Origin of the sequence: Inhella gelatinilytica (assembly GCF_016093295.1) — a bacterium.
Taxonomy (GTDB): domain Bacteria; phylum Pseudomonadota; class Gammaproteobacteria; order Burkholderiales; family Burkholderiaceae_C; genus Inhella; species Inhella gelatinilytica.
The window spans coordinates 462,896-486,397 of record NZ_JAEDAL010000001.1 but is presented as its reverse complement, the minus strand read 5'-3'; the positions used below and the strand labels follow the sequence as shown (position 1 = coordinate 486,397).

Genomic DNA, 23,502 nt, shown 5'->3' with positions numbered 1-23,502 from the left:
TCCTTTTTGATCGAGGACCGGATCGTGCCGGCCCTCGATCAGATTTGGAACGAATAAGAAGTGCTTTGTTTATTCGTTATTGGAATTAATGAGGGTTTCAGCTGCGGGGGGCTGGGCGGCAACCGCGGCGGGCGCGGGCGCTGTCACCGGCTTGCCCCGCCACAGTCCGCCCGCGCTGAAGGCGCCCCAGGCCCAGCGCACCCAGCCCAGCAGGGCTGCCGCCAGCCACAGCGCCCACAGCAACATGGCCACGCGGTAGGCCCAGATGGGCAGGCTGATCAGCCAGGCGCTGCGGGCCTCGCCCGCCACACGGTCGGCGTACCAGGCCAGGTGATGGGCGTGCGAGCCATTGCCCTGGATCAGCAAGTTGGGATGGCCCAGGAGGCCGACCGAGAGCGCGTGCGTCAGCGCCGAGAGGGTCGCCACCGTCCACAGCAGCACCAGCAGCTGCAGGCCGTTGAACTGCCACCGCGGCAGGTCCGCCCCCGCCAGGCGCTCGCGGGCGCGCAGCAGGAGGAACCAGCCCAGGATCACCGCCAAGCCCTGCAGGCTGGCCGGCGCCACGCCGAGGCCCAACAGCAGCCAGCCCCAGCCCTGGAGCGGCAGGCCTTCGAGCTTGCGCAGGCCGAAGGCCACGGCTGCCGCCAGCACCAACAGCACGCCCCAGAACAACACGGCCGGACCGAGGGTCGGGCCTTGGCTGATGCCCATGGCCAGCGCCACCCGGTCCTGTGGCACGCTCAGCTCCAGTCGCTCGTTGACGCCCTGCAGTGGGCCCAGGCCCAGCGCCGGGCTGCGGAACCAAGTCGCCAGGCCCTCGGGTTGGCGCCAACGCAGCTTGAGCTCGTGCCGCCCCGGGGTCAGCGGCACAGTTAGCGCACCGTCGCGGGCCTGCACCGGCAGCGGGGCGTCGTTCAGGCGCAGTTCCAACAGTTCGGCCCCGGGCGGGAGCTGCAGCCGGTGGTCCTGCCCCAGGCTGGCGCGCAGGCTCAGGTGCGCCGTGACGCTGCTGGCTTGGCGCCCCGGCGCCACCTCGGTGCGCAGGGTATCCAGCGTCAGCGTCTGGCCCTCAGCGCCAGCCGGCTTGGCGATGCGCAATTGCAGGCGATCGCCCGGCCAGGGTTGCCACTGCGGGGACCAGCGGCCCTCGCGCTGGTGCCAGATCGGCGCCAGGCCCTGCATCTGCACCTGCCAGGCCGGGCTGGCGGCCAGGCTCCAGACCTCGATTTGCTGCGGCTGCTGCCCCGCCTGGAAATCGAGCTGCGGCAGGGGCTTGAGCATGCTGGTCAGCACCACCTCGTCCTCGCCGCCGAGCTGCAGGTGCAGCACGCCCTCGCGGACTTGGGCGCCGGCCTCGGTGATCGCCTCACCGGGCAGCAGGGCCACCTGCACGCCGACCGGGGCCCGGCTGGGGCTGACGCGCTGGACCCGGGTCGTCACCGACCACTGCAGGCCCAGTTGCAACTGGCGCTCCACCCGCACCAGGGGCGGCAGGGCGTCGCGTGGCGTGCCGGTGTCGGGGCTCTTGCTTTGCTTGGCGGCTTGCACATCGCCCAGCTCGCGCGCCAGGCGCAGGGCGCCACTGGGCAGGCCGCGGGCGTCCAGCCCGCTCAGGGCCCAGCCGTCGAGTTGGGTCTTGAGTTCGCGCAGCGGCAGGGGCAGGTTGATGCCCACGTCCTGCGCACTGCCGGCGTCCATTTCCAGCAGCACCTGGCTGACGCCGGCCGGTGCCAGCAGCCAGAGCTGACCCTGTTCGTCGCGCCGCGTGGGGGCGGGCTGCCCGTCCAGGCTGATGCGCTCGGGCCGCCAGTTCGTGCCCTCGCCCGGCAGCGGCAAAGCCACCGCGGCTTGCGCATGCACCTCCAGTCGCAGCTGGATGCGCCCGCCCTGGACCACAAGCAGGCCGCGCGCCAGCTCGGCACAGCGGGGCAGGCAGGGCGGCGGTGGGTTCACGCGGGCGCGCAGCTCGGTCAGCAGCGCGTCGCTGGGCTGCGGGAAGACGCCCTCCTGGGCCTTGGGATTGGCAAACGCTGCGGGCACGGCGGCCAGCAGCAGGGCCAGCGGCCCCAGCAGGTCCCAGTGCAGGCCGCCCCGCTGGCGGCGCCGGCGCCACCCGCTCAAGCGGACCTCCGCCTGCGGCCAGGCGCCCCGTGCCAGCGGCAGCGCCGCCGCCACCAGCAGCAGCACGGCCAGCACGCGCAGCAGGCTCAGGGCCCCGGGTGGCAGCAGCCACAGCGACAGCGTCTGCCCCGCCTGCACGGGGCCTTGCCAGTTCAGCGCATGGGCCGTCCACGACCAGTTCGGCAGCCCGGGGCCGGTTTGCACGCGGGCGCGGGGGTCTTGCTGGCGGAGTTCGTCCAGCAGTTGCTGGGCGCGCTGATTGTTTTCATCAATCACCTTCATTCTGGAGCCGGTGACTGAAATCTCTGGCACCGGCACAAAGGCGGGGGCGGGCATCTTGAGGTCAACTCGGCCCACTTGGCGGCGAGCTTCTTCCTGCTGCCGATGGGCCGCCCAATCGGTGCTCTGCGTTTCCAGTTGTGGATGCAAGGCGAAATGCACTTGGTCCACCCCAAAGCGCAGCATCCCCAAGGCCAACACCACCCAAGCCACTCGCTGCGCCCGCGCCACCCAAACGCCCAAGCCATGACCGGCCGGCAGCACCTGACGCAGGGCCAGCAGGCCCATCAAGGCCAGCCACAGGGCCTGGGGGGGGGAGCCCGGCAGGTGCCAGGCCAGGCCCAGCGCCGCGCCCGTGAGCAGGCCCACGCGCCAGCCCAGCAGCTTGCCCGCGGCCAGCGCACCCAGCAGCCAGAAGAACAAGTCCCACAGCGTCCAGCGTTCGATCCAGCTGCCCTCGGCGCGATCCACTCCGCTGGCGTGCAGCAAGAACCAACCGGGCGGCAAGCGCAGTTCGGTTTGTAGCGATTCAAAGTCCTGCGCCCAACCGCTGGCGGGCAAGGGGCCGCTGCGGCTGCTGATGCGACTGTCGGCCTGTATCGCCAAGTGCTCGTCCCGCAAGGCAAAGCCCACGTGGCCCGCGCCGCCCTGGGTGAGGGTCTGTTCGGCGCCGTTGACGCTGGCGCGGCCCAGCAGGCCGGGGCTGGGCATGTCCAGCCGGGTGGCGCGGTGCACCTGGCCCTCGATGCGGTCTTGCACCGAGAAGCCGCCGCCGTCAAAGTCCAGCCAAAGCGTGCGGTGGAGATTGAGCGCATCGGCCTCGGGCTGCTCGGTGCCGCGCCGGGTCTGGGCCAGCTGCAGCGCCTCACCGGGCCGCAAACGGTAGGCGGGCAGGCGGCGCCAGTCCTCGGGCATCTCCACTTGGCGCGGGTCCACGCTCGTGCCGCCGCTGACCGACACCACACGCAGCGCGTTCTGTGCCGCAAAGCTCCACACCTCCTCGGCACTGGCGCCGCCGGCGGGCAGCGCCAACTGGGCGAGCGGCGCCATGTGGCGTGCTTCGAGTTCCAACTGCCACTGGCCCGGCCTCGCCTGCACGCGCAGGCTGCCATCGCTTTGCAAGCGGGCTGGCAGCGGGCTGCGGATCTCCTGCGCCTGCCAACCGGGCAGCAGGGCCAGGGGCAGGGTGATCTCCCGTGAGGGCCCCGAGACCGTGAGACCAAACTGCGTGATCAAGCGCGCGGGAATGTCATCGTCCAACTGGCGCACGGTGCGCACGCTTTCGCTGACTTCCGCCTGCGCCTGGGCGGCGGCTCCCGGGGAGAGCAGCAGGCGGTCGTTGGCGTCCACGCGCTGGCGCAGCGGCTGGCCGCTCAGGCTGGCCTCCAGGCTGCCCAGGCCGGCGGGAAGCTGCAGGTCCTGCGGTGGGGTGCGCCAGGTGAGGCGTCCTTCCACCGTGTGTCGACCCGGTGTGAGCCACACGGCCGGGCGGCCGTCGATCTCCGTCACCGCCAAGGCTTCGCCGCTCGACTTGACGTCCTGCGGCCAAGCACCCGCCTCGCCCGGAAGTGCCACATGGGCGGGCTTTCCGAGTACCTGAAGCTCCATGCGGAAACTGGCACCGCTGGCCTCAGCCTTGAGGCTGAGGTGGCCGGGCCAGACGCAGGGCTGCTCGGCTTGGCCGTCAAACGCCTTGGGGCAGCGTTCGGCCAGGTGGCCGTGCCAAGCCCAGGGCAGCCAGTCTTGCAAGGCCTTGGGCAGCTCTTCGGGTTTGAGAGGCTGGGCCATGCCCAGCAGCGGCAGCAGCGCGAGCCCCCATGCGGCGAGCCTGCTGCCCCGCGTCGTTCCGGTGGATGTGGTTGTCATGGGGTCTCCCGCTGCCTGGTTGGTGCGGCGGGTTTGTACCCCTCAAGCCCGGCGTGCGCTCAGGCGAACGGCTCAGGGTTTTCTAGCGCTTCACTCGCTGGGCACGAAGATCCACAGCAGGATGTAGATCAGCAGGCCGGTCCCGAAGAACAGCATGGCCAGCACGAACAGCAGGCGCCAGACCCAGGATTCGGACCCGGTCGCGCGGCCGATACCGGCGCAGACGCCGCCAAACCAGCGGTCGGTGGCGCTGCGGCGCAAGGTGTTGATGCCGGCCGCGGCTGCAGATGGGGCTGCGGCCGGGGCGCCGGCCGGCTCATTCAACAGGCGGGCTTTGGCTTGAGCGAACTCGGCATCGGTGAGTGCCCCCTGACGGTGCAGGTCGGCGAGGCGTTGCAGTTCTTCGGCAGCGGACATGGATCAACTCCTGGTGGAAGCAAAAGCGCGCAGGTGGCGCGCCGATGGGCGGATGCGGTTCTTAGGCCTCTTCGGGAACAAAGATCCACAGCCCCAAGTAGACCAGCAGGCTACAACCGCTGAGGGTCAGGCCCAGCACAAAAAGGATGCGCCAGCCCCAGGAGGCCAAGCCCGTCATGCGCTCCAGCCCGCCGCAGACGCCGCCCAGCCAGCGGTCGCTGCGGCTGCGGCGGAACTGGTTGAGCGCGGCGATGGGCGCCGGCCAGGGGGCCGTGGCGGCCGCGGCGCCGTCGTCATTCAGCACACGCGCCTTGGCGCGGCCGAATTCGTCGTCGTTCAGGTGACCGTCGCGGTGCAGGTCAGCCAGGCGTTGCAGGTCGTTGGCGGAGAACATGGTGCGGCTCCTTTTTGTTCGGTGTGGGTGAACGATAGGCGCGAGCCCCGTGCGGGGCCAGGCGCTTGCGATGGGCCGTCGCTGGCGGGGGATGGAGCTCCGATTGCCCGGGTTGGGCGGGAGCAAGCCCTATCCCCTGCGGCAACCGGTGTCAGGGGGCTGTGGCATTCTTTGGCGATGGATGCGAGCCGGCGACGGGTGAGTGTTGGGCTCACCGCACTGGGGTGGACGGGCGGGGCCGTGGGCCAGGCGCCGGTGCCTCTGCGTCTGGTCGCCGACGTGGACCCTCCGTTTGTGATGCCGGCTGGGCATGCGCTCGGGCCGGGGATCGACATCGACATCGCACAGACCGCGCTGCGCCTGGGGGGTGGCCCGCCGATCAGCGTCGAAATCCTGCCCTTTCGGCGCACGCTCCTGATGCTGGAGCGTGGCGAGGCGGACTTCACCGTGGGCTTGCGTCGCACACCCGAGCGGGAGCAACTGCTGTCCTTCAGCCGTGCCTATGGCACCGAGGTGCGACACCAATTTCTGGTCCGGGGGGCCAGTGGGGTGCGGGTTCGCACCCTGCAGGAGCTGCAGGGGCGACAGGTGGGCCTGGTTCGCGGCTTTGCCTACCCGCCGGCCTTGCTGGCAGCTGTGGGCAGCGGGGCGACCTGGGGGCCCAACCGGCCCGCGCTGTTGCGCATGTTGGAAGCCGGTCACGTCGAGGTCGTCGCGATGACGGCCGTGGTGGCGACGTGGCTGCTGCAAGAGCTCTCCCTGACCGAAGCGCTGCGTATCGAACGCTTTGAACTGCCCAGTGGCACGGGGACGCACATGGCCTTTGCCCGCACACCGGCCGCCGTGTCAGGTCTGGAAGCGCTGAACCGTGGCTTGGAGGCCCTGCACAAGCGCGGGTGGGAGCGTTTCCACGCCCCCTACCTGAACCGTCATCCGGCCCGCTAGGTCATGGCCTCCAGCACGGATTCGATGAAGCGGCTCTTGGCCGCCCGGTACTCCGCATCGCTCTGGCCCGCATGGGCCTGCTTGAGCGCGTTGTAGGCGGCGACACGTTCGGGTGCTGCGCGCAGGCGGTCGCGGAAGCCGAGGAAGTTGCGTTCGAACCCCGAACCCCGGGCGACCAGCTGCAGCGCATGCTCGGGCTGGTCGACGGCGGATTCCAGCATGCACAGCTCGGGCGTGCGCAGGGTGTCAAGCTTTTCGACGTAGCCCTGGGCCACCAGCACGGCGCGGGCCGCTTCCAGCTGCGCGCCGTCCACCGCGACCAGCACATCCAGATCGCCCTTGGAGCAGGCGCCCGAAATGCTGGACGCGCCGATGTGCTCAATACGGGCCTGTGGCAGCCAAGCCTGCAGCCGCGGCGCCAGGGCGTCGAACCGCGCTTGTTGGAGAGGCTGGTAGGCCGCCGGGGCGTGGAGCATGGGCATCGGGAGGCACTCATAGACGAGTCGAGACTGTGCGCCTGCCATCAGCTCCCCAGCCTGCGCCCGCGTGACGGGCGCAGTCCTTCGGTCGGGGTCGGCCAGTCCTCAGGACTGTCCTCGCTCCGACCTCAGCCATCCAGCTTCTTCTGGAACACCAGCCCCGCGTGCTCGCGCAGCGCGTGGAAGTGGATCTTGGGCCAGTTCTCTTGAATGGCGCGCAGCTCGGGGGCGTACTCGACCAGGATGGTCGGGGCGTCGACGGCGTCGTAGGCCATGCGGTGGTCGTTTGCGGCGATGAACTTCTTGAGCTCGGCCTCGTCGTCCGCCGTGACCCAGCGCGCCACCTGGAAGCGGCAGGGCTGGATGCGCGCCTTGACGCCGTACTCGTGCTCCAAGCGGTGCGCCACCACCTCAAACTGCAGTTGGCCCACGGCGCCCAGCATCAGTACCGAGCCTGCCATCGGGCGGAAGACCTGGATTGCCCCTTCTTCGCCCAACTGCTGCAGGCCGGCGCGCAGCTGCTTGGTCTTGAGCGGATCGGCCACTTCGACATTGCGGAACATTTCCGGCGCAAAGAAGGGCAGGCCGGTGAACTGCAAGGCCTCGCCCTCGGTCAGCGTGTCGCCCAGGTGCAGCACGCCGTGGTTCGGGATGCCGATGATGTCGCCGGCGAAAGCCTCCTCGACCAGCTCGCGCCGCTGCGAGAGGAAACTCACCACGGTGTTGGGGCGGAAATCCTTGCCAGTGCGCGTGACCTTGAGGCGCATGCCGCGCTCAAAGTGGCCCGAGGCGCAGCGCACAAAGGCGATGCGGTCGCGGTGCGCTGGGTCCATATTGGCCTGGATCTTGAACACCACGCCGCTGAACTTCTTCTCGGTGGGCTCCACCGTGCGCTGCAGTGCGGGGCGCGAGCCGGGCGGGGGCGCCAGTTCCACCAGGGCATCGAGCACCTCGCGCACACCGAAGTTGTTGATGGCCGAACCGAAGAACATGGGCGTCTGGTGACCGGCCAGGAACTCCGCGTGGTCGAACGGCGTGGCCGCTTCGCGCACCAGTTCCAGCTCGCCCTGGGCCGTGCCCCAGGCCATGCCGAAGCGGGCCTCGTGCGCCGGGTTGCCCAGGTCGGTGATCAGTTCCTCGTCGCCGCCGGCGCGGTCTTCGCCTGGGGCGAACACGCGCATGGTGGAGGCCCGCAGGTCCATCACGCCGCCAAACTGCTTGCCCATGCCCACCGGCCACGTGAAGGGGCAGACGGTCATCCCGAGCTCTTGCTCCAACTCATCCATCAGGGCCAGCGGGTCCTTGACCTCGCGGTCCATCTTGTTGACGAAGGTGAGGATGGGCGTGTTGCGCGCGCGGCAGACCTGGAGCAGACGGCGGGTCTGCGGTTCCACACCGTTGGCGGCGTCGATCACCATCAGCGCCGCGTCCACGGCCGTGAGCACGCGGTAGGTGTCTTCGGAGAAGTCTTGGTGGCCCGGGGTGTCGAGCAGGTTGATCACGCAGTCGCGGTATTCCATCTGCATCACCGACGACGCCACCGAGATGCCGCGCTGCTTCTCGATCTCCATCCAGTCCGAGGTGGCGTGGCGGGCGGCCTTGCGTGCCTTCACCGAGCCAGCGATCTGGATCGCGCCCGAGAACAGCAGCAGCTTTTCGGTCAGCGTGGTCTTGCCCGCGTCGGGGTGGGAAATGATCGCGAAGGTGCGGCGGCGGCGCACTTCGGCTTCGATGCGTTCGGACATGGCGGGCGCGGGAGGGAGGTTTTTGGGCGGAACCCGCCATTATCGGCTGGGGTTAACCCGTGGCATTGGCCCCACTTGGGGGTAAGCCGGCTGGCGCTGGGGGTCGGGCGCCGCCAGACTACGCGGTTCAATCGATTTGGCTGGCGGTGACCGGCCTGAACAACATGTCTGCTGCTGTTTCGGGGTTGGATGAGCGTCGTTGGGGCTGGCTGCCGGCCATCGGCTCGCCGGGGTATTACGGCCTGTTGGTCGCGGTGGGCATGTTGGTGCTGGGGCCGCTCGGCGGCATCGCCGCCTCGTACATGAACTTTTCGCTGGGCTTTTATGTCAATGCCCAGGTGATGGCGGGCATCCTTGGCTCCATCGTGACCCTGGGCTATGGCCCGGCGGGCCGCCACGGGGCCAACTACATGCAGACCATGGCTGCCAGCGTGGCCGGCATGATGGCCATGAGCTGTTTGCTGCAGGCGCGCGTCTGGATGGGGCTGCCGCCGGTGCCGACCTGGCAGCTGGTGATCTACATGCTGGCCATCGGCATGCTGGGCGCGGGCGTGGGCATGCTGTACACGCCGACCCTGGTGGAGCGCATGAAGCTCACCTACCCCTCGGGCTTGGCCGTGGCCAACATCCTGCGCGCATTGACCGACCCGGCCCTGCTCAAGCGCTCGGTGGCGCGCCTCTTCGGCGGCATCGGCACGGGGGTGCTGGGCGGCCTGGCCTCGGCCAAGGTGGCAGCCTTGGGGGCGATTGAACTGAGCCTGTCGACCTTCGGCGCGGGGCTGATCGTGGGGGCCCGCATCACCATTCCCGCCATCACCTCGGGCTTGCTTTTCTGGGCGCTGACGCCGACCTTTGTCAGCATGGGCTGGCTGAAGGAGGGGGACCCGTTTCGCAAGATTGCCTTCCTGATCGCCCTGGGCATGATCCTGGGCGCCACGGTGATCGACATCGCCCTCATCGTCTGGCAGGCTCAGCGTCGCTGGCGCGGGCTGGATGGCCCTTCGCAGGCGGACGCTGGGGGCAGCGCCGAGGAAAGCACCGGGCCGCGCTACAACCTGCCGCGCCTGCTGGCCTTTGTGGGGGTCTCGGCGCTGGCCGTGGTGGTGTCGGGCATGCAGTTTTTCGGCATCCCGTTCTGGATGATGGCGCTGGCCTTGGTGCTGGTGGCCATCTTTGTGATGGGCAATGGCATCTCGGTCGGGCTGACCGACAGCAACCCCATCAGCTCGGCCTTTGTGCTCAGCGTGATCCTCTTCGGCCTGGCCGGCCTGACCGACCCCATGGTCGGCCTGATGGCGGCGACCGTGCTGCTCATCGCCACCAGCATCGGCTGCGACATGCAGCAGGACCGCAGCACCGGCTGGCGCTTGGGCTCCAACCGCGCGCTGCAGTTCCGCTTCCAGGTGGGCGGCATCTTGGTGGGCGCGCTGATGGCCGTGGGCATCGCCGAGCTCTTCATGGCCGCCTACCCCGTGCTGCGCCTGGACCAGACGGTGATGACAGCCGACCAGCAGCCCGCGCAGTGGGCCTCGGCCATGACCTACAAGTTTGTGGGCGTGCTGCGCGGTCTCTCGGAGCCCAACCCGGCCCAGACGGCTGCCATCGTGATGGGCGTGCTGTTTGGGGTCGTCGTCGAAGGGGCCCGCAAGCTGATCAAGCGCAGCGCGCGCTACCAGGCCTTTGTGGCCTCGGGGCGCACGGGCTTCGCCACGGATTTCTGCCTGGACGCCTTCTTTCTGCCCAGCCCCTATGCCTTCAGCTTTGGTGGCTTTGTGAACCTGCCGACCTCGCTGTGGTTTGGGGCGGGGGGCGTGGCCTCCAGCCTGTTCAATACCCTGGCGCGGCGGCCGCGCGAGGACAACGACCTACCCAGCGATATGAGTACGACGTCACTGGTGGGGGGCGGCCTGATTGCGGGCGATGCGCTGGCCGCCCTGGGCCTCGGTGTGGTGGGCCTGTTGGCCCTCGTCTGAGCATGAGCGGCTTGGCCTTCGCCATCCCGCGTCGCGCCCTGCTGGCTGGGGCGGCGGCGGGGGGCTGGCGGCCGGCCGGGGCGGCCGAGGCGCTGCGCATGGCGGGGCCGCGGGACGAAAACGACCACCGCCACGAATACCCGATGGCGCTGGCGCGGTTGGCGTTGGAGGCCGGGGGCCTGCCGCTTCCTATGGAGCCCGTGGCCGGCTTGACCCAACCCCGCATTGCCGACGAGCTGCGCGGCGGCGCATTGGACGTGGCCGTGCTCGCCACAGCGGGGCAGGACGCCAGCGGCCTGGCGGTGGTGCGACAGCCCGTGCGCCGGGGCTTGTTGGGCGTTCGCCTGTTGCTGGCGCGCCGAGAGCTGGCGGAGACGCTGTCGCGTGTGCGTTCGCTGCGGGAGTTGCAGCGCTACCGCCTGGGGTATGGCGCCGATTGGGCTGATTTGGAGCGCATGCGTCAAGTGGGCTTCCGGGTGGAGCCGAGCACCAGCTACACCGGGCTCTTTCGAATGTTGGCGCTGGGGCGTTTTGATTTTTTGAGTCGTGGGGTCAATGAGGTGTGGGCGGAGGTGGACCACCCGTTGCTGGTGCCGCATGGCATCGTGGTGGTGCCCCGCATCGCCCTCTTCTATCCCCTGGACGATTACTTCTACGTGAACCCCCAGCGGACCGATGTCGCGGCGGCGCTGGAGACGGGGCTGCGCCGCATTCGGCGGGATGGTCGCTTCACCCGGCTTTTCATGAGTTTCTTTGGGCGGGGCTTGGAGCGTGCCGATTTGAAACGGCGCCAGGTCTATGCCGTGCATGGGTATGGGGTTGAGCCCCAGACACCGCTAGAAGACTTTGATGTGTTGCAACTGGAACCCAGCCAAGGGCGCTTCCAAACGCCTTGAATCGGGAAGGAGGCCGGAGCATGGATCGTCGATCACTGTTGAGCCTGGGGCTCCTGAGCCCGGGGCTGGCGGTCGCGGCCGGGGGGACGGTGCGCATTCCCGGCCCCCCTTACTTTGTGGCCGGTCAGCCGTTCTTCCAGGGCGAGTTGGCCCAGCTGGGTTTGCGCAAGGCCGGCTGGGGGGATGCCTTGCATTTGCTGCCCAGTCAAACCTGGCTGCGGCAGGTGCGCGAGCTGCGCGATGGGCATGCCGACATGGCCCCGTTGCCCGCGCACGAGGCGGTCTACCAGGACTACGGACTGCGGCGGGTGGACTTCCCCTTGCGCCGGGGGCTGCTGGGCTTGCGGCGACTGGTGGCGCGTGCCGACCGGCTGGACAAGCTGCGCCAACTCAAAGATCTCAAGGCGCTCAAGGCCTTGCGTCTGGGCTACGGCGCGGAATGGGCCGACGCCCCCATCTTGCAGCGGTTGGGCTTCACGCTGCAGCTGGCCCGCAGCACCGAGCAGCTCTATGAAGACCTGAGGGCCGGCCGCAGCGACTACTTGAGTCGCGGCTTGAACGAAGTGCCCTCGGAGATGGTGCACTTTGGTGGTTTGGGCGATCCGATTGGGGTGGTGCCGGACCTGCTGCTTTTTTATCCGCTGGACGACTGCTTCTTTGTGGCGCCGCAGCGGGCCGATTTGCAGTCGGCACTGCACACCGGGCTGGACCGGGCTTGGCAGGACGGCAGCTATGCCACGCTGTTTCGTCACCATTACGGGGGCTTGATCAAGGGCTTGGCCCAGGCGCGCGTCTTCACCCTGAACGATTACCCGCTGCCGCCCGGGCTGCCCCTGTCGCGGTTCGATGTCCTCAGCCTGCGCGGACGCGGCGAGTAAGGGCCGTGGCCCCGTCGTAGGATATTTCTTTCTCGACTCTGGAGTGTGCGGCCATGTCGGATGCCAATTTCAGCAAGTTCGTCCCGGGTTTTGAATTTCTCCAGGGGCTGGTCAAAAACGCCGGCACGGCGCTGCCGGGGATCGGTCAATGGGTAGCCCCCACACTGAACCCGGAAGAGCTGGGCAAGCGGATTGAAGAGTTGCGCACGGTGCAGTTTTGGCTGGAGCAAAACGCCCGCATGCTGGCCGCCACCATTCAGGCGCTGGAAGTGCAGCGCATGACGCTGTCCACGCTCAAAACCATGAATGTGCCGCTGCAGGAGTTGAAAGAAGTTCTGAAGGTGCCCACGCCCATGGTGGACGGGCTGCCCGGCATGCCGGGGCTTCCGGGCGTGCCGCCGGGGCTCAAACCAGCCAAGCCGCGCCGCGCCGCCAAGCCGGCGGCTGCGGCGGCGACGCCAGAGAAGCCCGCGGTGGACCCGATGCAGTGGTGGTCGGCCTTGTCCCAGCAGTTCAGTCAGGTGGCGGCCCAAGCCATGAAGGACAGTGCGACCGAGGCCGCCAAGGGCTTGGCCACCAGCCTGGTCAAGCACAGCATCGACGCGGCGGGCGACACCTTGCGCAAGGCGGCCTCGGTGCCGCAGGCCGTGATGGGCGGCGTGACCGGCAGCATGGCCAAGAGCTTGAGCGCGCAACGTGCGGCGGCCGAGTCGGCGGGAAGCGCGTCGGCCGGGCCCGACGACCGCGCGCCCGTCAAGCGAAAGGCCGCTGCCAAACCCCCCACAAAACCGGCAACGAAGACGCCGGCTCGCCCAGCCCCCAAGCGGGTGCGCAAGGCGTGAACGGACGCAGGGGATGACCGAACGGGAGGCGCGCCGGCAGGCGCTGTGGCAGCGCCTGGGCCCGGTTTTGGGGGCGGAGGGGTGGGTGGCCCGCGAGGGGGGCTTTGGCCCCTACGAAGCGGATGGGTTTACCGCGGTGCGACAGCGCCCGCTGGCGGTCGCCATTCCCCGGGATGCGGAGCAGGTCGCCGCGGTGCTGCGGGCCTGCCATGAGCAGGGCGTTCCGATCGTGGCGCGTGGCGCGGGCACGGGTTTGTCTGGCGGGGCGACCCCCCACCCCGACGGGTTGACGCTGAGCCTGGCGCGGCTGAATCAAATTCTGGAAATCGACCCCCTCGCGCGCACGGCACGGGTGCAATGTGGCGTGCGCAATCTGGCCATCAGTCAGGCGGCGGCGGCCCATGGGTTGTATTACGCCCCCGACCCGAGCAGCCAAATCGCCTGCACGATCGGCGGCAATGTGGCGGAAAACGCCGGGGGGGTGCACTGCCTGAAATACGGACTCACCCTGCACAACGTCTTGGGCGTGCGGGGCTTTACGGTCGAAGGGGAGCCCTTGGAGTTGGGGTCCATGAGCGGCGCCTTGGAATCTGCGGGCCCGGACTGGCTGGCGCTGGCCGTGGGGAGCGAGGGTCTGCTGTGCGTCGTGACCGAAGTGCTGGTTCGCTTGACGCCCAAGCCGCCCGTGGCGCGGTGTTTGCTGGCCAGCTTTGCCGACGTGTCGCAAGCGGGGCAGGCCGTGGCGGCGTTGATGGCAGGGGCCATTACGCCCGCCGGCTTGGAGTTGATGGATGGCCCCATGACGGCGGCCGTCGAGGACTATGTCCACGCGGGCTATGACTTGTCCGCGGCGGCCTTGCTGCTGTGCGAGTCCGATGGTGATGCCCAGACCGTTGAGGCGGAGATCGCGCTGATGCGGGCCACGCTGCAGGCCAGCGGCGCCACCCGCATTGACGAAAGCCGCACCGAAGCGGAGCGCCTGCGCTTTTGGAGCGGGCGCAAGAACGCCTTTCCAGCCAGCGGCCGCATCAGTCCGGATTACCTCTGCATGGATGCGTCGATTCCGCGCAGTCAACTCGCGCCCATGCTGCAGCGCATTACCGCCATGCAGTCCGAGTGGGGCTTGCGCTGCTTTAACGTCTTCCATGCGGGGGATGGCAATTTGCATCCGCTGATCTTGTTTGATGCGAAAGATCCGGAGCAACTGCGCCGGGCCGAGGGCTTTGGGGCGGCCATCTTGGCCCATGCCGTGGCGCTGGGGGGATCGATCACCGGTGAACACGGCGTGGGCTTGGAAAAGCTGGACAGCATGTGCACGCAGTTCAGTGCCGACGAGTTGGCCGCTTTTCATGCCCTCAAAGCGGCGTGGGACCCGGCGGGCTTGCTGAACCCGGGCAAGGCGATCCCCCAACTGCGGCGCTGCGCCGAAGGGGGCGCGCTGTGGGTGCGGAACGGGCAATTGCCGCACCCGGAGTTGGAGCGATTTTGAGTTCATCGCCGCCCTATCAATCCCTGTCCGAGCGCATTCAAGCGGCCGCTGCCGCAGGGGCGCAGTTGGAGTTGGTGGGTCACGCCAGCAAACGTTTTTATGGCGAGACGCCCCAAGGAACCCCTTGGATATTGAGCCGCGAACCCGAGCTGCTGGGGATTCGCGCCTATGCGCCGGCCGAACGTGTGGTGACGGTGGGGGCGGCCACGCCCCTGTCGGAACTCGAAGCCCTGCTGGCGCAGCAGGGGCAGGGCCTGGGTTTTGAACCGCCCCGGTTCGGCGGCGAGGGCACCGTCGGGGGGTGTATCGCGACGGGCTTGGCAGGCCCCGGTCGGGCCTATGCCGGGGGCGTGCGGGACGCACTGCTCGGGGTGACGCTGATCGATGGCCGTGGCGGTGTGCTCCGCATGGGGGGCACGGTGATGAAGAACGTGGCGGGTTTTGACGTGGCGCGCCTGATGGTGGGCGCCATGGGGACGCTGGGCCTGATCGCCGAGGCCAGCTTCAAACTCAACCCCTTGCCACCCGCCCAGGTGACCGTGCGGTTTGACGTGCCCCATGCCGCCGATGCATTGCATGCCATGCAGCAGGCGGCGGTTCAAGGCTTTCCCTTGAGTGCCAGTGCGTGGTGGAGTGGGCAATGGTTGCTTCGTCTGAGCGGCCCCGCCTCGGCGTTGCAGCGGGCCGTTCAGCGGTTGGGCGGGGAGGTCTTGGAGGCATCAGTGGCCGCTGCGTTTTGGGACGGTCTGCGGCACCAGAGCGACGACTTCTTTGCGGGCGCGGTTCGTGCGCTGCAGGCAGGCAGCGGCGTCTGCGTGTGGCGCCTCAGCGTGCCAGCCACGGCCCCGGTGATGGACGTGCCGGGTGAGCAGCTGATCGAGTGGGGCGGTGCACTGCGCTGGCTCGTCACGCCGTTGAAGGCCGCTGTCGTCCGCGAGTGGGCGACCCGCGTGGGGGGCGAGGCCACGTTGTATGCCGCCCTGAACAAAGAGGGGCCCGTGTTTACCCCCCGACGCGGGGCGCTGCGGGCGGTCGCGCAGCGAGTGAAAGTGCAGCTGGACCCCGAGGGTCTGTTCAACCCAGGTCGGCTGGGTTCAGACTAAGCAAACCCCATGAGAGGACTTGAGATGAAACGCATGCAGTGGATCTTGCCGGTGGTGCTGCTGGGCTGGACGCTCAGCGGCCGGGCGGCCGACAACTGTCCGCCCGTGGCGGCGCCGCCGACCGCTGAGCAGGTTCAGCAAGGTCAAGCCCAGGCCAAGGACCGGGGGGCGTTGTGGCGCCTGCGCAAGGACGGCCGAACGGCGTACCTGTATGGCACGGCCCATGTCGGACAGTTGGCATGGGTCTTCCCGGGGCCCAAACTGGTGCAAGCGCTTCGGGAGAGCGATGGCGTGGCGGTCGAAGTGGATGTGACGGACCCGACGGCGCAAGCCGAGGTGCGGCGCGCCAACGCCGAGGCGACGCCGTTGAAGCTCAGTAGCGAAGAGCAAGCGCGGCTGGATCGTCAGGCGGACGCCGCGTGTGTTCCGCGAGGGGCTTTTGCGGCTTTCCACCCGGTGATGCAGGCCTTTCAGTACGTGGCGCTTTCCGGGCGCTGGGTGGGGTTGGATCCCGCCTATGGGCAAGAACTGATGCTGATCGGCGCCGCGCGGGCTTTGGGCCGGCCGGTGATGTCGCTCGAATCCATTGCCCTGCAACTGGGGTTGCTGCTGCCCAAGGATGCGGACAAGTCGCGACGCTTGCTGCACATGTCGCTGGAGAGCCTCGAAAAAGGGGAGGCCAACAAAACCTTGGCTCGGCTTGGCCAAGCCTGGGAGCGGGGGGATCTGGCGACCTTGGAAAACATGGAGGCGCTGTGCCAGTGCCAGCCGACGGCTGAAGAAAAGGCGTTCCACACGGAGCTCAATGACGGGCGCAACCCACACTTGGCGCAGCGCATGGCCGAGGCGCATGGGCAAGGCAAGTCGTGGTTGTTTGCCGTTGGCTTTCTTCACATGACCGGCCCCAAAGCATTGCCCAAGTTGCTGGAGCAGCAGGGCTTCTCGGTGGAGCGGGTGTACTGATGAGCGCCCCTCGCATGACCCTGGTGCGCGGACTGATGGCTGGGTTGCTGACGGCATGCGCCGTCGCGCAGACCGGCTCTGCTGCGCTGCGCGCCCAACTGGACCGTGCCGTGGCCGACCCGCGCTGTGACGCGGATGCGCAATGCCGCAGCGTTGCCATGGGGCATCGTGCCTGCGGGGGACCGGAGTCCTACGGTGTGTACTCCCTCAAGGTCCACAACGAGGCCGAGGTGTTGAGGCTGGCCCAGCAATACCGGGAGACGCGCCGCGCTGAAAACCAAGCCAGCGGCCGGGTCAGCACGTGCGTGGCGCTGCCGGACCCGGGGGCGCGGTGCGAAGCGGTGACCCAGCGCTGTGTGCTGGGCACCCGGCCGGCGCAATAAGGCCGGCCCGCGAGCGTAAAAAAGGGACCGGCGAGGTCCCTTGTGCGTTGGGCCGCGCGGCGCCCGAGAGGACGGTCAGAACGGGATATCGTCGTCCAGGTCGTCGAAATTGCTCGATGGCTTGGGGGCCGGCGCGGGGCGCTGGGGTGCGGCCTGACGCGGCGCGGGCGCGCGAGGGGCCGGGGCTTCTTGGCTGTAATCGTCACTGCCCCCGCGGTCAAAACCGCCTTCTTCGCGACCGCCGAGCAATTGCATCTGCTCAGCGATGATTTCCGTCGTGTACTGGTCACGGCCTTCTTTGTCTTGCCACTTGCGGGTCTTCAGGCGACCTTCCACGTACACGGGGCGCCCCTTCTTGAGGTACTGGCCGGCGATTTCCGCCAAGCGGTCGTAAAAGACCACGCGGTGCCATTCGGTCTCTTCCTGGCGCTCGCCACTGTCTTTGCTTTTCCAATTGCGCGTGGTGGCAATGGACACATTGCAGACCGGCGCGCCGGAGGGCGTGTAGCGCAGTTCCGGGTCGCGGCCCAAATTACCCAAAACAATGACTTTGTTGACCGAGGCCATATCGAGCTCCGCACAGGGGCGTAAATGAAGGGAGCGGAATGATAGGGCCGATGCGCGTCGGCAGCCGGTTAGGCCTGCGTCAAGCGAATGGCGAGTTGGCCCAGGGATTGCGCGATGCGGTCGGTGGTGGTGGCAACGTCGCCCAGGCGATCGGCGGATTTCACCAACCCATTCACCCCCAAGCTGGCGCGGAACAGGACCCACTGGGTTTGCGCCTGGGCCAACTCGTGGGTTGCGCCGGCGGACAGTGTGTGTTGGCCGATGACGTTCAAGGCCGTTTGAAACTCGACCAAGGCTTGGCTGGCCGGAACGGCCATTTCAGCGCTGCGTTGCTGATAGGCGGCAAAGTTGAGCTTGCCCACCCGCAGGGCGGTGCTGCCCGCCCGGCTCAGCAAGTCCAGCTGCTGGGCCAGGTCCGGGTCGGCGGCCTCCGTGGAGAGCGCCAGGGTGACAAAGCCCATGCGGGCGGCCAGGGCCTCGCTGCGTCCCAACAAGGCATCGGCCGGCAAGGCCAGACGCTGCAGCAAGTCTTCGGCTTCTTCCAGCAAGCGATTGACTTGCTGGCGGCGCCGGGTGCCGAGATCCGTCAGCGCCCCGGAGAGTTCGACGAGGCGCTGCTCGGTACGAAGCCGCTCTTTGGCGAGTTCTTGTCCGGGCCGGGGGCTGTGGGGCAGGGCGCGGCGCTCAAGCTCCAATTTGACGAGTCGCTCCAGGCAGACGCGCAGTTGGGTGCAGGACCAAAGGGCAGTGACGCGGCGGGGTGACGCGCAAAGGCTGGGCGGGGTGCCAGCCAACACAGTGAGGGCCAGCACGGCGCGACGCGACAAACGGGAGGTGTCCATGGGTGCGGCATGCTGCCGCGTCGAGATGACAGCCGTGTGACGGAACGGGCCCGGGCGGTCCACCTTTCGATAATGCGCCCATGCTGCTCTCCCCTGCCCGCTGGCGCCTTTACCTTGATTTGATCCGCTGGGACCGCCCGGCGGGCTGGCTGCTGCTGCTGTGGCCCACGCTGTCTGCGCTGTGGTTGGCGGCGGATGGCTTTCCAGGGTGGCACCTGATTGCCGTGTTTGTCGGGGGCACGGTCTTGATGCGGTCCGCGGGTTGCTGCGTCAACGACGTGGCCGATCGGGAGTTCGACCGCCATGTGGCCCGCACGGCCCAGCGCCCGGTCACCACGGGGGCCATTCCGGTTGCGGAAGCCCTGGCGTTGGGTGCGGTATTGGCCATGCTTGCCTTTGGCTTGGCCCTGACCACCAACCCGCCCACGATTCTGTGGTCGTTTCCGGCCTTGGCGGTGGCCGTGGCCTACCCGTTCGCGAAGCGCTGGGTTTCCATGCCGCAGGCGGTGCTGGGCGTGGCGTTCAGCCTGGGCATCCCCATGGCCTTTGCCGCGGTGCTCGGTTCGCAAGCCTGGAGTCTTTCATCCCTGGTGGATCCGGTGCCCAAGGCGGCGTGGGGCCTGGTGGTGGCCAATCTGTTCTGGGTCCTGGCCTACGACACCGAGTACGCGATGGTCGACCGGGAAGACGATCTCAAGATCGGGATCCGCACCAGCGCCATCACCCTGGGGCGTTGGGACGTTCTGGGGGTCGCCGCGTTTTATGCCGCCTTCTTGGGGCTGTGGGCGTGGTTGGGGCTGGGCTTCTTTGGTCTGGGCTCGGGGTTCGGTCTGGGTCTGGGCTTGGCACTCGGTCAGGTGCTGATGCACCTGCGCTGGATTGCGGATCGATCCCGGGCTGGGTGCTTCCGTGCGTTTCGCCTCAACCATTGGGTCGGGGCGGCTCTGTTCGCCGGGGTGGTGTTGGACTTGGGGCTGCGCTGAGCACTCACGCCCCCGGCAAAGCCCTTCGCAGTTGAATCGCCTCGGCGACCTGAGCGGGACCAACGGTCGCGACATCGGCCAGGTCCGCCAAGGTGCGGGCAACGCGCTGCACGCGGTGTTGGGCACGGGCGGACCAGGCCAATCGGGTCGCCGCCTGCTGCAGCAGTTGGGCGGCGGCCGGCTCCAGGCGTGCCGACTGGTCGAGGCGGCCAGCGCCCAAGTCGGCATTGGCGCAGCCTTGTCGCTGGTGAGCGCGGAGCCGCGCCTGGGAGACGCGGTCCGCGACTTGGGCGGTGGATTCGCCCGTGGGCGCCGCCGCCAGTTCGGCGGGTGGAATCAGGGGGACCTCCACCAGCAGATCGATGCGATCGAGCAAGGGACCGGACAGGCGCGACTGGTAGCGACTGACTTGGTCGGGGGTGCAGCGGCAAGCCCGCTGCGGATTGCCCAGGTGCCCGCAGGGACACGGGTTCATCGCGGCAATGAGTTGAAATTTGGCCGGAAACTCGCTGCTGCGGGCGGCGCGGGCAATGTGGACGCGGCCCGTTTCCAGGGGTTCGCGCAGGGCTTCCAGGGCGTTGCGCGGGAATTCGGGCAGCTCGTCCAAAAACAACACGCCTTGGTGGGCGAGGGAAATTTCGCCCGGGCGCGGTGGGGAGGCACCGCCCACCAGAGCCACCGCCGACGCACTGTGGTGGGGCGAACGAAAAGGGCGCCGGGTGAGGTGCTCGGGTGCCACATGGCCGACCAGGGATTGCAGGGCTGCGGATTCCAGGGCATCGCTCAAGTCCATGGGCGGCAGCAAGCCGGGTAAGCGCTGAGCGAGCATGGACTTGCCGGTTCCAGGGGGGCCCACCAGCAACAGGTGGTGTCCCCCGGCGGCCGCCACTTCGAGCGCACGTTTGGCGCTGGCTTGACCTCGAACATCCCGCAAATCGCACTCCGGTCGGGCGGGGGTGGCCAGTGGCGGGGCACTGGCGCGGGGCGGGGGGCCGTCGCGCAGCGCGGCCACCAAGTCCAGCAAGTGACTGGCTTGGTGCAAGGTCACGCCTGCCACCCAAGCCGCTTCGGCCGCACTGGCGGGCGGCAACACCAGGCCCCTCGGCGCGCCATCGCGTTGCAGGGCCAGGGCGTGGGCCAGGGCGCCGCGAACGGCGCGCAGTTCCCCGCTGAGTGACAACTCCCCGGCCCACTCATAGGCTGCCAGCGGGGCGGCGTCCAGTTGACCGCTGGCCGCCAACAGGCCCAGGGCAATGGGCAGATCGAAGCGGGCCCCTTCCTTGGGCAGGTCGGCTGGCGCCAGGTTGACCGTGATACGGCGGTCATGAGGGAACTTCAGGCCGGCACTGGTGAGGGCGGCGCGCACACGCTCGCGCGCCTCTTTGACCTCGGTATCGGCCAGGCCCACCAGGGTGAAGCTGGGCAGGCCCGGCGCCAAATGCACCTCGACGGTCACGGGCACGGCTTGCCAGCCGGCCAGGGCGCGACTGTGCAACAAAGCAAGACTCATTCGGTGGGCTCCCTGTTAATGGCGCACAAAAACGGTGCATGCGAGCGGGTGGGCTCTGCGGCTGTGCGCTGTTTCGGGGCATTCTGGGCAGGTCCGGGCGTCCGCGCAGCGCCCCCAAACGGGGGACGGGGCTGGATGGGGCGTGCATTCAGGGTTGGCACAGAAGCTGCATTGACTGGGTCGATGTCTTGACCTGGAGGATGCGATGTCCCGTTTGAATCAATTGGTGGTGGCCAGCGTGCTGGCGGTTTCGAGTGCGGCGTGGGCGGACGGCCCAGTGAGCTTCAACGCCAGCGCGGTGAGTGACTACCGCTACCGCGGCATTTCCCAAACGCGGCTGCAGCCGGCGCTACAGGCGGGCGCCGACTTTGCGCACGCCAGTGGCTTTTATTTGGGCGCCTGGGGCTCGACGATTCGCTGGGTCAAAGATGGAGGCGGCCAAGCCAACACGGAGCTGGATTTGTACGGCGGCTACAAGACCGATATCGGGAGTGGATTGACCCTGGATGTCGGGGTGTTGAAGTACCTCTACGCCGACCACAAACTGACCATCAGCCCCAATACGCTGGAGATTTATGGAGCGCTGAGCGCTGGTCCGGCCACCTTGAAACTGTCGCGCAGCACCAGCAATCTGTTTGGCTTCGGTGACAGCAAGGGTTCGTTGTACGCGGACTTGTCGGCCACTTTTGACGTGGGCGGCGGCTACACGGTCACCCCCCATGTCGGGCGTCAAACGGTCAAGCGCAATGGCGCGTTTTCGTACACCGACTACTCGCTGACGGTGAACAAAGAAGCTGCTGGGGTGGTGTGGGGGTTGGCGGTGGTTGGCACCAACACCGAGGCCTACGTTGGAGCCAAAGGCAAAGACCTGGGCAAGTCGGGCTTGGTCCTGAGTGCCAAGCTGAACTTTTGATTGCGAGGACTTTCCATCATGAAACTGATTACTGCAGTGATCAAGCCGTTCAAACTCGATGAGGTTCGGGAGGCTTTGTCCACCATCGGCATTCAAGGCCTGACGGTGACCGAGGTGAAGGGCTTTGGGCGACAGAAGGGCCACACGGAGCTGTATCGCGGCGCGGAGTACGTCGTCGACTTCCTGCCCAAGGTGAAGATCGAGGCCGCCGTGTCTGAATCGGTGGTGGATCAGGTGGTCGAGGCGATCGAGCAGGCCGCCCGCACCGGAAAGATTGGCGACGGCAAGATCTTTGTGCAGTCGCTCGAGCAAGTCATTCGCATCCGCACCGGTGAAACCGGTGACGCGGCGCTGTGAAGGAGTCTGGCATGTTGAAGAAATTTTTGGGGGCGCTGGTCGCCTTGGGCTTGAGTGGAGCGCTGTGGGCACAAGAAGCCAGCGCGCCGGCCATGGCAGACGCGGCGTCGGCGGTGGCCGCCGTCGTGGCCGCATCGGAGCCGGCGATGGCCGTGCCCGCTCCCGCCGCCGCCTCAGAAGCGGCGGCCGCAGCCCCTGTGGCCCCGAAGTTTGACAAGGGCGATACGGCCTGGATGATGGTGGCCACACTCCTGGTCATTCTGATGACCGTGCCGGGCTTGGCGTTGTTTTACGGGGGCTTGGTTCGGGCCAAGAACATGCTGAGCGTGCTCATGCAGGTGCTGGTGACCTTCTCGCTGATCGTGGTGCTGTGGGTGCTTTACGGGTACAGCCTGGCCTTCACCGAAGGCAATGCCTTCATTGGCGGTACGGACCGGCTGATGCTCAAGGGCATCTGGGACTCCGTGGCGGGAACCTTTGCCCCGGCGGCGACCTTTAGCAAGGGCGTGGTCATTCCCGAAATCGTGTTCGCGGCCTTCCAAGCCACGTTCGCGGGGATTACTTGCTGCCTGATCGTGGGCGCCTTTGCCGAGCGCATCAAGTTCAGCGCCGTCTTGGCGTTCAGTGCGATTTGGTTCACGTTCAGCTACCTGCCGGTTGCGCACATGGTGTGGTTCTGGATGGGCCCCGACGCCTACACCAGTGCGGCGGGCGCGGATGCCTTGACGCAAAAGGCGGGCTTGATTTGGCAATGGGGCGCCCTGGACTTCGCCGGCGGCACCGTGGTGCACATCAACGCCGCAGTGGCGGGTTTGGTGGGGGCCTACATGGTGGGCAAACGGGTGGGTTATGGCCGCGACGCCATCGTGCCGCACAGCCTGCCACTCACCATGACGGGGGCCGCCCTGCTGTGGGTGGGTTGGTTTGGCTTCAACGCCGGTTCGGCCTTGGAGGCAAACGGCTTTGCGGCACTGGCCTTCATCAACACCTTCGTGGCGACCGCTGCGGCGGTGCTGGCATGGTGCGCGGGGGAGGCGCTGCATCGGGGCAAGGCTTCGATGCTGGGCGCGGCCTCGGGTGCTGTCGCGGGTTTGGTGGCCATCACGCCGGCGTGCGGCAACGTGGGCCTGGGCGGCGCGCTGGTGATCGGCGTGCTGGCGGGCCTGGCGGGTCTCTGGGGCGTGACGGTGCTGAAGAAGTGGCTGGGCGCGGACGATTCGCTCGATGTGTTTGGCGTGCACGGCGTGTGCGGCATCTTGGGCGCACTCTTGACGGGCGTGTTCAACAGCCCCGCATTGGGGGGGCCCAGCGCCATGGGCGACTGGGTGACGGCCAGCATGATCGCGCCGGACGCCTACTCCATCGGGACCCAATTCTTGGCGCAAGCCAAGGCCGTGGCCCTGACCGTGGTCTGGAGTGCTGTGGTGTCTTACGTCGCGTTCAAACTGGTCGACCTGACGCTGGGCCTGCGCGTGACGGAAGAAGAAGAGCGTGAGGGCCTGGACATCGCCAGCCACGGTGAGACGGCATACAGCCGCTAACTGAAACGCTGAAACC

Annotated in this window: 21 protein-coding genes; 13 read left to right on the top strand and 8 right to left on the bottom strand. The window is 68.0% G+C overall.

Annotated elements, in window-relative coordinates; genetic code table 11:
• Positions 1–69: 69 nt before the first annotated feature.
• The 3 genes from I7X43_RS02295 to I7X43_RS02285 form a co-directional block, all read right to left on the bottom strand.
• The gene (locus tag I7X43_RS02295; RefSeq protein WP_198099269.1) at positions 70–4,266 is read right to left on the bottom strand and encodes a hypothetical protein; all 4,197 of its coding nucleotides are present in this window, start codon (positions 4,264–4,266) and stop codon (positions 70–72) included.
• 90 nt (positions 4,267–4,356) lie between these two features.
• On the bottom strand, positions 4,357–4,683 hold the full coding sequence (locus tag I7X43_RS02290; RefSeq protein WP_198099268.1) for a PspC domain-containing protein: 327 nt from the start codon (positions 4,681–4,683) through the stop codon (positions 4,357–4,359).
• A gap of 61 nt (positions 4,684–4,744) precedes the next feature.
• Positions 4,745–5,077, bottom strand: a complete 333-nt coding sequence (locus I7X43_RS02285; RefSeq protein WP_198099267.1) for a PspC domain-containing protein — start codon at positions 5,075–5,077, stop codon at positions 4,745–4,747.
• Positions 5,078–5,275: 198 nt separating this feature from the next.
• Here I7X43_RS02285 and I7X43_RS02280 point away from each other — a divergent pair, with 198 nt between their 5' ends.
• Positions 5,276–6,022: a substrate-binding periplasmic protein gene (locus I7X43_RS02280; protein ID WP_198099266.1), complete on the top strand. Its 747-nt coding sequence runs from the start codon at positions 5,276–5,278 to the stop codon at positions 6,020–6,022.
• Here I7X43_RS02280 and I7X43_RS02275 read toward each other — a convergent pair.
• Complete coding sequence (locus I7X43_RS02275; protein WP_198099265.1) at positions 6,019–6,498, bottom strand: GrpB family protein; 480 nt, start codon at positions 6,496–6,498, stop codon at positions 6,019–6,021. The genes I7X43_RS02280 and I7X43_RS02275 overlap by 4 nt on opposite strands.
• 131 nt (positions 6,499–6,629) lie before the next feature.
• The gene (locus I7X43_RS02270) at positions 6,630–8,246 is read right to left on the bottom strand and encodes a peptide chain release factor 3 (RefSeq protein ID WP_198099264.1); all 1,617 of its coding nucleotides are present in this window, start codon (positions 8,244–8,246) and stop codon (positions 6,630–6,632) included.
• Between the two features lie 164 nt (positions 8,247–8,410).
• On the opposite strand from I7X43_RS02270, the gene I7X43_RS02265 reads away from it, so the two are divergent.
• The 8 genes from I7X43_RS02265 to I7X43_RS02230 are packed head-to-tail and all read left to right on the top strand — an operon-like array spanning position 8,411 to position 16,773.
• Positions 8,411–10,219 (top strand): OPT/YSL family transporter, encoded by a 1,809-nt coding sequence (locus tag I7X43_RS02265; RefSeq protein ID WP_246480094.1) that lies wholly within the window; start codon positions 8,411–8,413, stop codon positions 10,217–10,219.
• A gap of 2 nt (positions 10,220–10,221) precedes the next feature.
• Positions 10,222–11,115, top strand: a complete 894-nt coding sequence (locus I7X43_RS02260; protein ID WP_198099263.1) for a transporter substrate-binding domain-containing protein — start codon at positions 10,222–10,224, stop codon at positions 11,113–11,115.
• Between the two features lie 20 nt (positions 11,116–11,135).
• Positions 11,136–11,993, top strand: a complete 858-nt coding sequence (locus I7X43_RS02255; protein ID WP_198099262.1) for a type 2 periplasmic-binding domain-containing protein — start codon at positions 11,136–11,138, stop codon at positions 11,991–11,993.
• 53 nt (positions 11,994–12,046) lie between these two features.
• Positions 12,047–12,835: a PhaM family polyhydroxyalkanoate granule multifunctional regulatory protein gene (locus tag I7X43_RS02250; protein ID WP_198099261.1), complete on the top strand. Its 789-nt coding sequence runs from the start codon at positions 12,047–12,049 to the stop codon at positions 12,833–12,835.
• 13 nt (positions 12,836–12,848) lie between these two features.
• Entirely contained in the window at positions 12,849–14,324 is a 1,476-nt protein-coding gene (locus I7X43_RS02245) for an FAD-linked oxidase C-terminal domain-containing protein (protein WP_198099260.1), read from the top strand.
• Positions 14,321–15,427, top strand: coding sequence for a glycolate oxidase subunit GlcE (gene glcE / locus I7X43_RS02240; RefSeq protein WP_198099259.1), 1,107 nt, complete (start codon positions 14,321–14,323; stop codon positions 15,425–15,427). The genes I7X43_RS02245 and glcE overlap by 4 nt, the downstream gene beginning before the upstream one ends.
• A gap of 24 nt (positions 15,428–15,451) precedes the next feature.
• Positions 15,452–16,390 (top strand): TraB/GumN family protein, encoded by a 939-nt coding sequence (locus tag I7X43_RS02235; protein WP_198099258.1) that lies wholly within the window; start codon positions 15,452–15,454, stop codon positions 16,388–16,390.
• Positions 16,390–16,773, top strand: a complete 384-nt coding sequence (locus tag I7X43_RS02230; RefSeq protein WP_198099257.1) for a hypothetical protein — start codon at positions 16,390–16,392, stop codon at positions 16,771–16,773. Before I7X43_RS02235 ends, I7X43_RS02230 begins: the two co-directional genes overlap by 1 nt.
• 75 nt (positions 16,774–16,848) lie before the next feature.
• Here I7X43_RS02230 and ssb read toward each other — a convergent pair whose 3' ends face one another.
• Positions 16,849–17,340, bottom strand: coding sequence for a single-stranded DNA-binding protein (gene ssb / locus I7X43_RS02225; protein WP_198099256.1), 492 nt, complete (start codon positions 17,338–17,340; stop codon positions 16,849–16,851).
• Positions 17,341–17,408: 68 nt separating this feature from the next.
• Complete coding sequence (locus tag I7X43_RS02220; RefSeq protein ID WP_198099255.1) at positions 17,409–18,182, bottom strand: hypothetical protein; 774 nt, start codon at positions 18,180–18,182, stop codon at positions 17,409–17,411.
• A gap of 80 nt (positions 18,183–18,262) precedes the next feature.
• On the opposite strand from I7X43_RS02220, the gene I7X43_RS02215 reads away from it, so the two are divergent.
• Positions 18,263–19,165, top strand: a complete 903-nt coding sequence (locus I7X43_RS02215; protein WP_198099254.1) for a 4-hydroxybenzoate octaprenyltransferase — start codon at positions 18,263–18,265, stop codon at positions 19,163–19,165.
• A gap of 4 nt (positions 19,166–19,169) precedes the next feature.
• On the opposite strand, the gene I7X43_RS02210 is transcribed toward I7X43_RS02215, so the two are convergent.
• Positions 19,170–20,675 (bottom strand): YifB family Mg chelatase-like AAA ATPase, encoded by a 1,506-nt coding sequence (locus tag I7X43_RS02210; protein WP_198099253.1) that lies wholly within the window; start codon positions 20,673–20,675, stop codon positions 19,170–19,172.
• 205 nt (positions 20,676–20,880) lie between these two features.
• On the opposite strand from I7X43_RS02210, the gene I7X43_RS02205 reads away from it, so the two are divergent.
• Genes I7X43_RS02205 through amt form a run of 3 tightly spaced genes read left to right on the top strand, consistent with a single transcriptional unit; the run spans position 20,881 to position 23,486 of the window.
• On the top strand, positions 20,881–21,588 hold the full coding sequence (locus tag I7X43_RS02205; RefSeq protein ID WP_198099252.1) for a TorF family putative porin: 708 nt from the start codon (positions 20,881–20,883) through the stop codon (positions 21,586–21,588).
• A gap of 18 nt (positions 21,589–21,606) precedes the next feature.
• Positions 21,607–21,945: a P-II family nitrogen regulator gene (gene glnK, locus I7X43_RS02200; RefSeq protein WP_198099251.1), complete on the top strand. Its 339-nt coding sequence runs from the start codon at positions 21,607–21,609 to the stop codon at positions 21,943–21,945.
• A gap of 14 nt (positions 21,946–21,959) precedes the next feature.
• Positions 21,960–23,486 carry an ammonium transporter gene (amt, locus tag I7X43_RS02195; RefSeq protein ID WP_198099779.1) on the top strand — a complete coding sequence of 509 codons (1,527 nt, stop codon included), beginning with the start codon at positions 21,960–21,962 and terminating at the stop codon, positions 23,484–23,486.
• Positions 23,487–23,502 lie beyond the last annotated feature (16 nt).

Coding starts and splice junctions, on each gene's coding strand:
- I7X43_RS02295 (WP_198099269.1), bottom strand. CDS start 4,266: ATGACAACCACATCCACCGGAACGACGCGGGGCAGCAGGCTCGCCGCA.
- I7X43_RS02290 (WP_198099268.1), bottom strand. CDS start 4,683: ATGTCCGCTGCCGAAGAACTGCAACGCCTCGCCGACCTGCACCGTCAG.
- I7X43_RS02285 (WP_198099267.1), bottom strand. CDS start 5,077: ATGTTCTCCGCCAACGACCTGCAACGCCTGGCTGACCTGCACCGCGAC.
- I7X43_RS02275 (WP_198099265.1), bottom strand. CDS start 6,498: ATGCTCCACGCCCCGGCGGCCTACCAGCCTCTCCAACAAGCGCGGTTC.
- I7X43_RS02270 (WP_198099264.1), bottom strand. CDS start 8,246: ATGTCCGAACGCATCGAAGCCGAAGTGCGCCGCCGCCGCACCTTCGCG.
- I7X43_RS02265 (WP_246480094.1), top strand. CDS start 8,411: ATGTCTGCTGCTGTTTCGGGGTTGGATGAGCGTCGTTGGGGCTGGCTG.
- I7X43_RS02260 (WP_198099263.1), top strand. CDS start 10,222: ATGAGCGGCTTGGCCTTCGCCATCCCGCGTCGCGCCCTGCTGGCTGGG.
- I7X43_RS02255 (WP_198099262.1), top strand. CDS start 11,136: ATGGATCGTCGATCACTGTTGAGCCTGGGGCTCCTGAGCCCGGGGCTG.
- I7X43_RS02250 (WP_198099261.1), top strand. CDS start 12,047: ATGTCGGATGCCAATTTCAGCAAGTTCGTCCCGGGTTTTGAATTTCTC.
- I7X43_RS02245 (WP_198099260.1), top strand. CDS start 12,849: ATGACCGAACGGGAGGCGCGCCGGCAGGCGCTGTGGCAGCGCCTGGGC.
- I7X43_RS02235 (WP_198099258.1), top strand. CDS start 15,452: ATGAAACGCATGCAGTGGATCTTGCCGGTGGTGCTGCTGGGCTGGACG.
- I7X43_RS02230 (WP_198099257.1), top strand. CDS start 16,390: ATGAGCGCCCCTCGCATGACCCTGGTGCGCGGACTGATGGCTGGGTTG.
- ssb (WP_198099256.1), bottom strand. CDS start 17,340: ATGGCCTCGGTCAACAAAGTCATTGTTTTGGGTAATTTGGGCCGCGAC.
- I7X43_RS02220 (WP_198099255.1), bottom strand. CDS start 18,182: ATGGACACCTCCCGTTTGTCGCGTCGCGCCGTGCTGGCCCTCACTGTG.
- I7X43_RS02215 (WP_198099254.1), top strand. CDS start 18,263: ATGCTGCTCTCCCCTGCCCGCTGGCGCCTTTACCTTGATTTGATCCGC.
- I7X43_RS02210 (WP_198099253.1), bottom strand. CDS start 20,675: ATGAGTCTTGCTTTGTTGCACAGTCGCGCCCTGGCCGGCTGGCAAGCC.
- I7X43_RS02205 (WP_198099252.1), top strand. CDS start 20,881: ATGTCCCGTTTGAATCAATTGGTGGTGGCCAGCGTGCTGGCGGTTTCG.
- glnK (WP_198099251.1), top strand. CDS start 21,607: ATGAAACTGATTACTGCAGTGATCAAGCCGTTCAAACTCGATGAGGTT.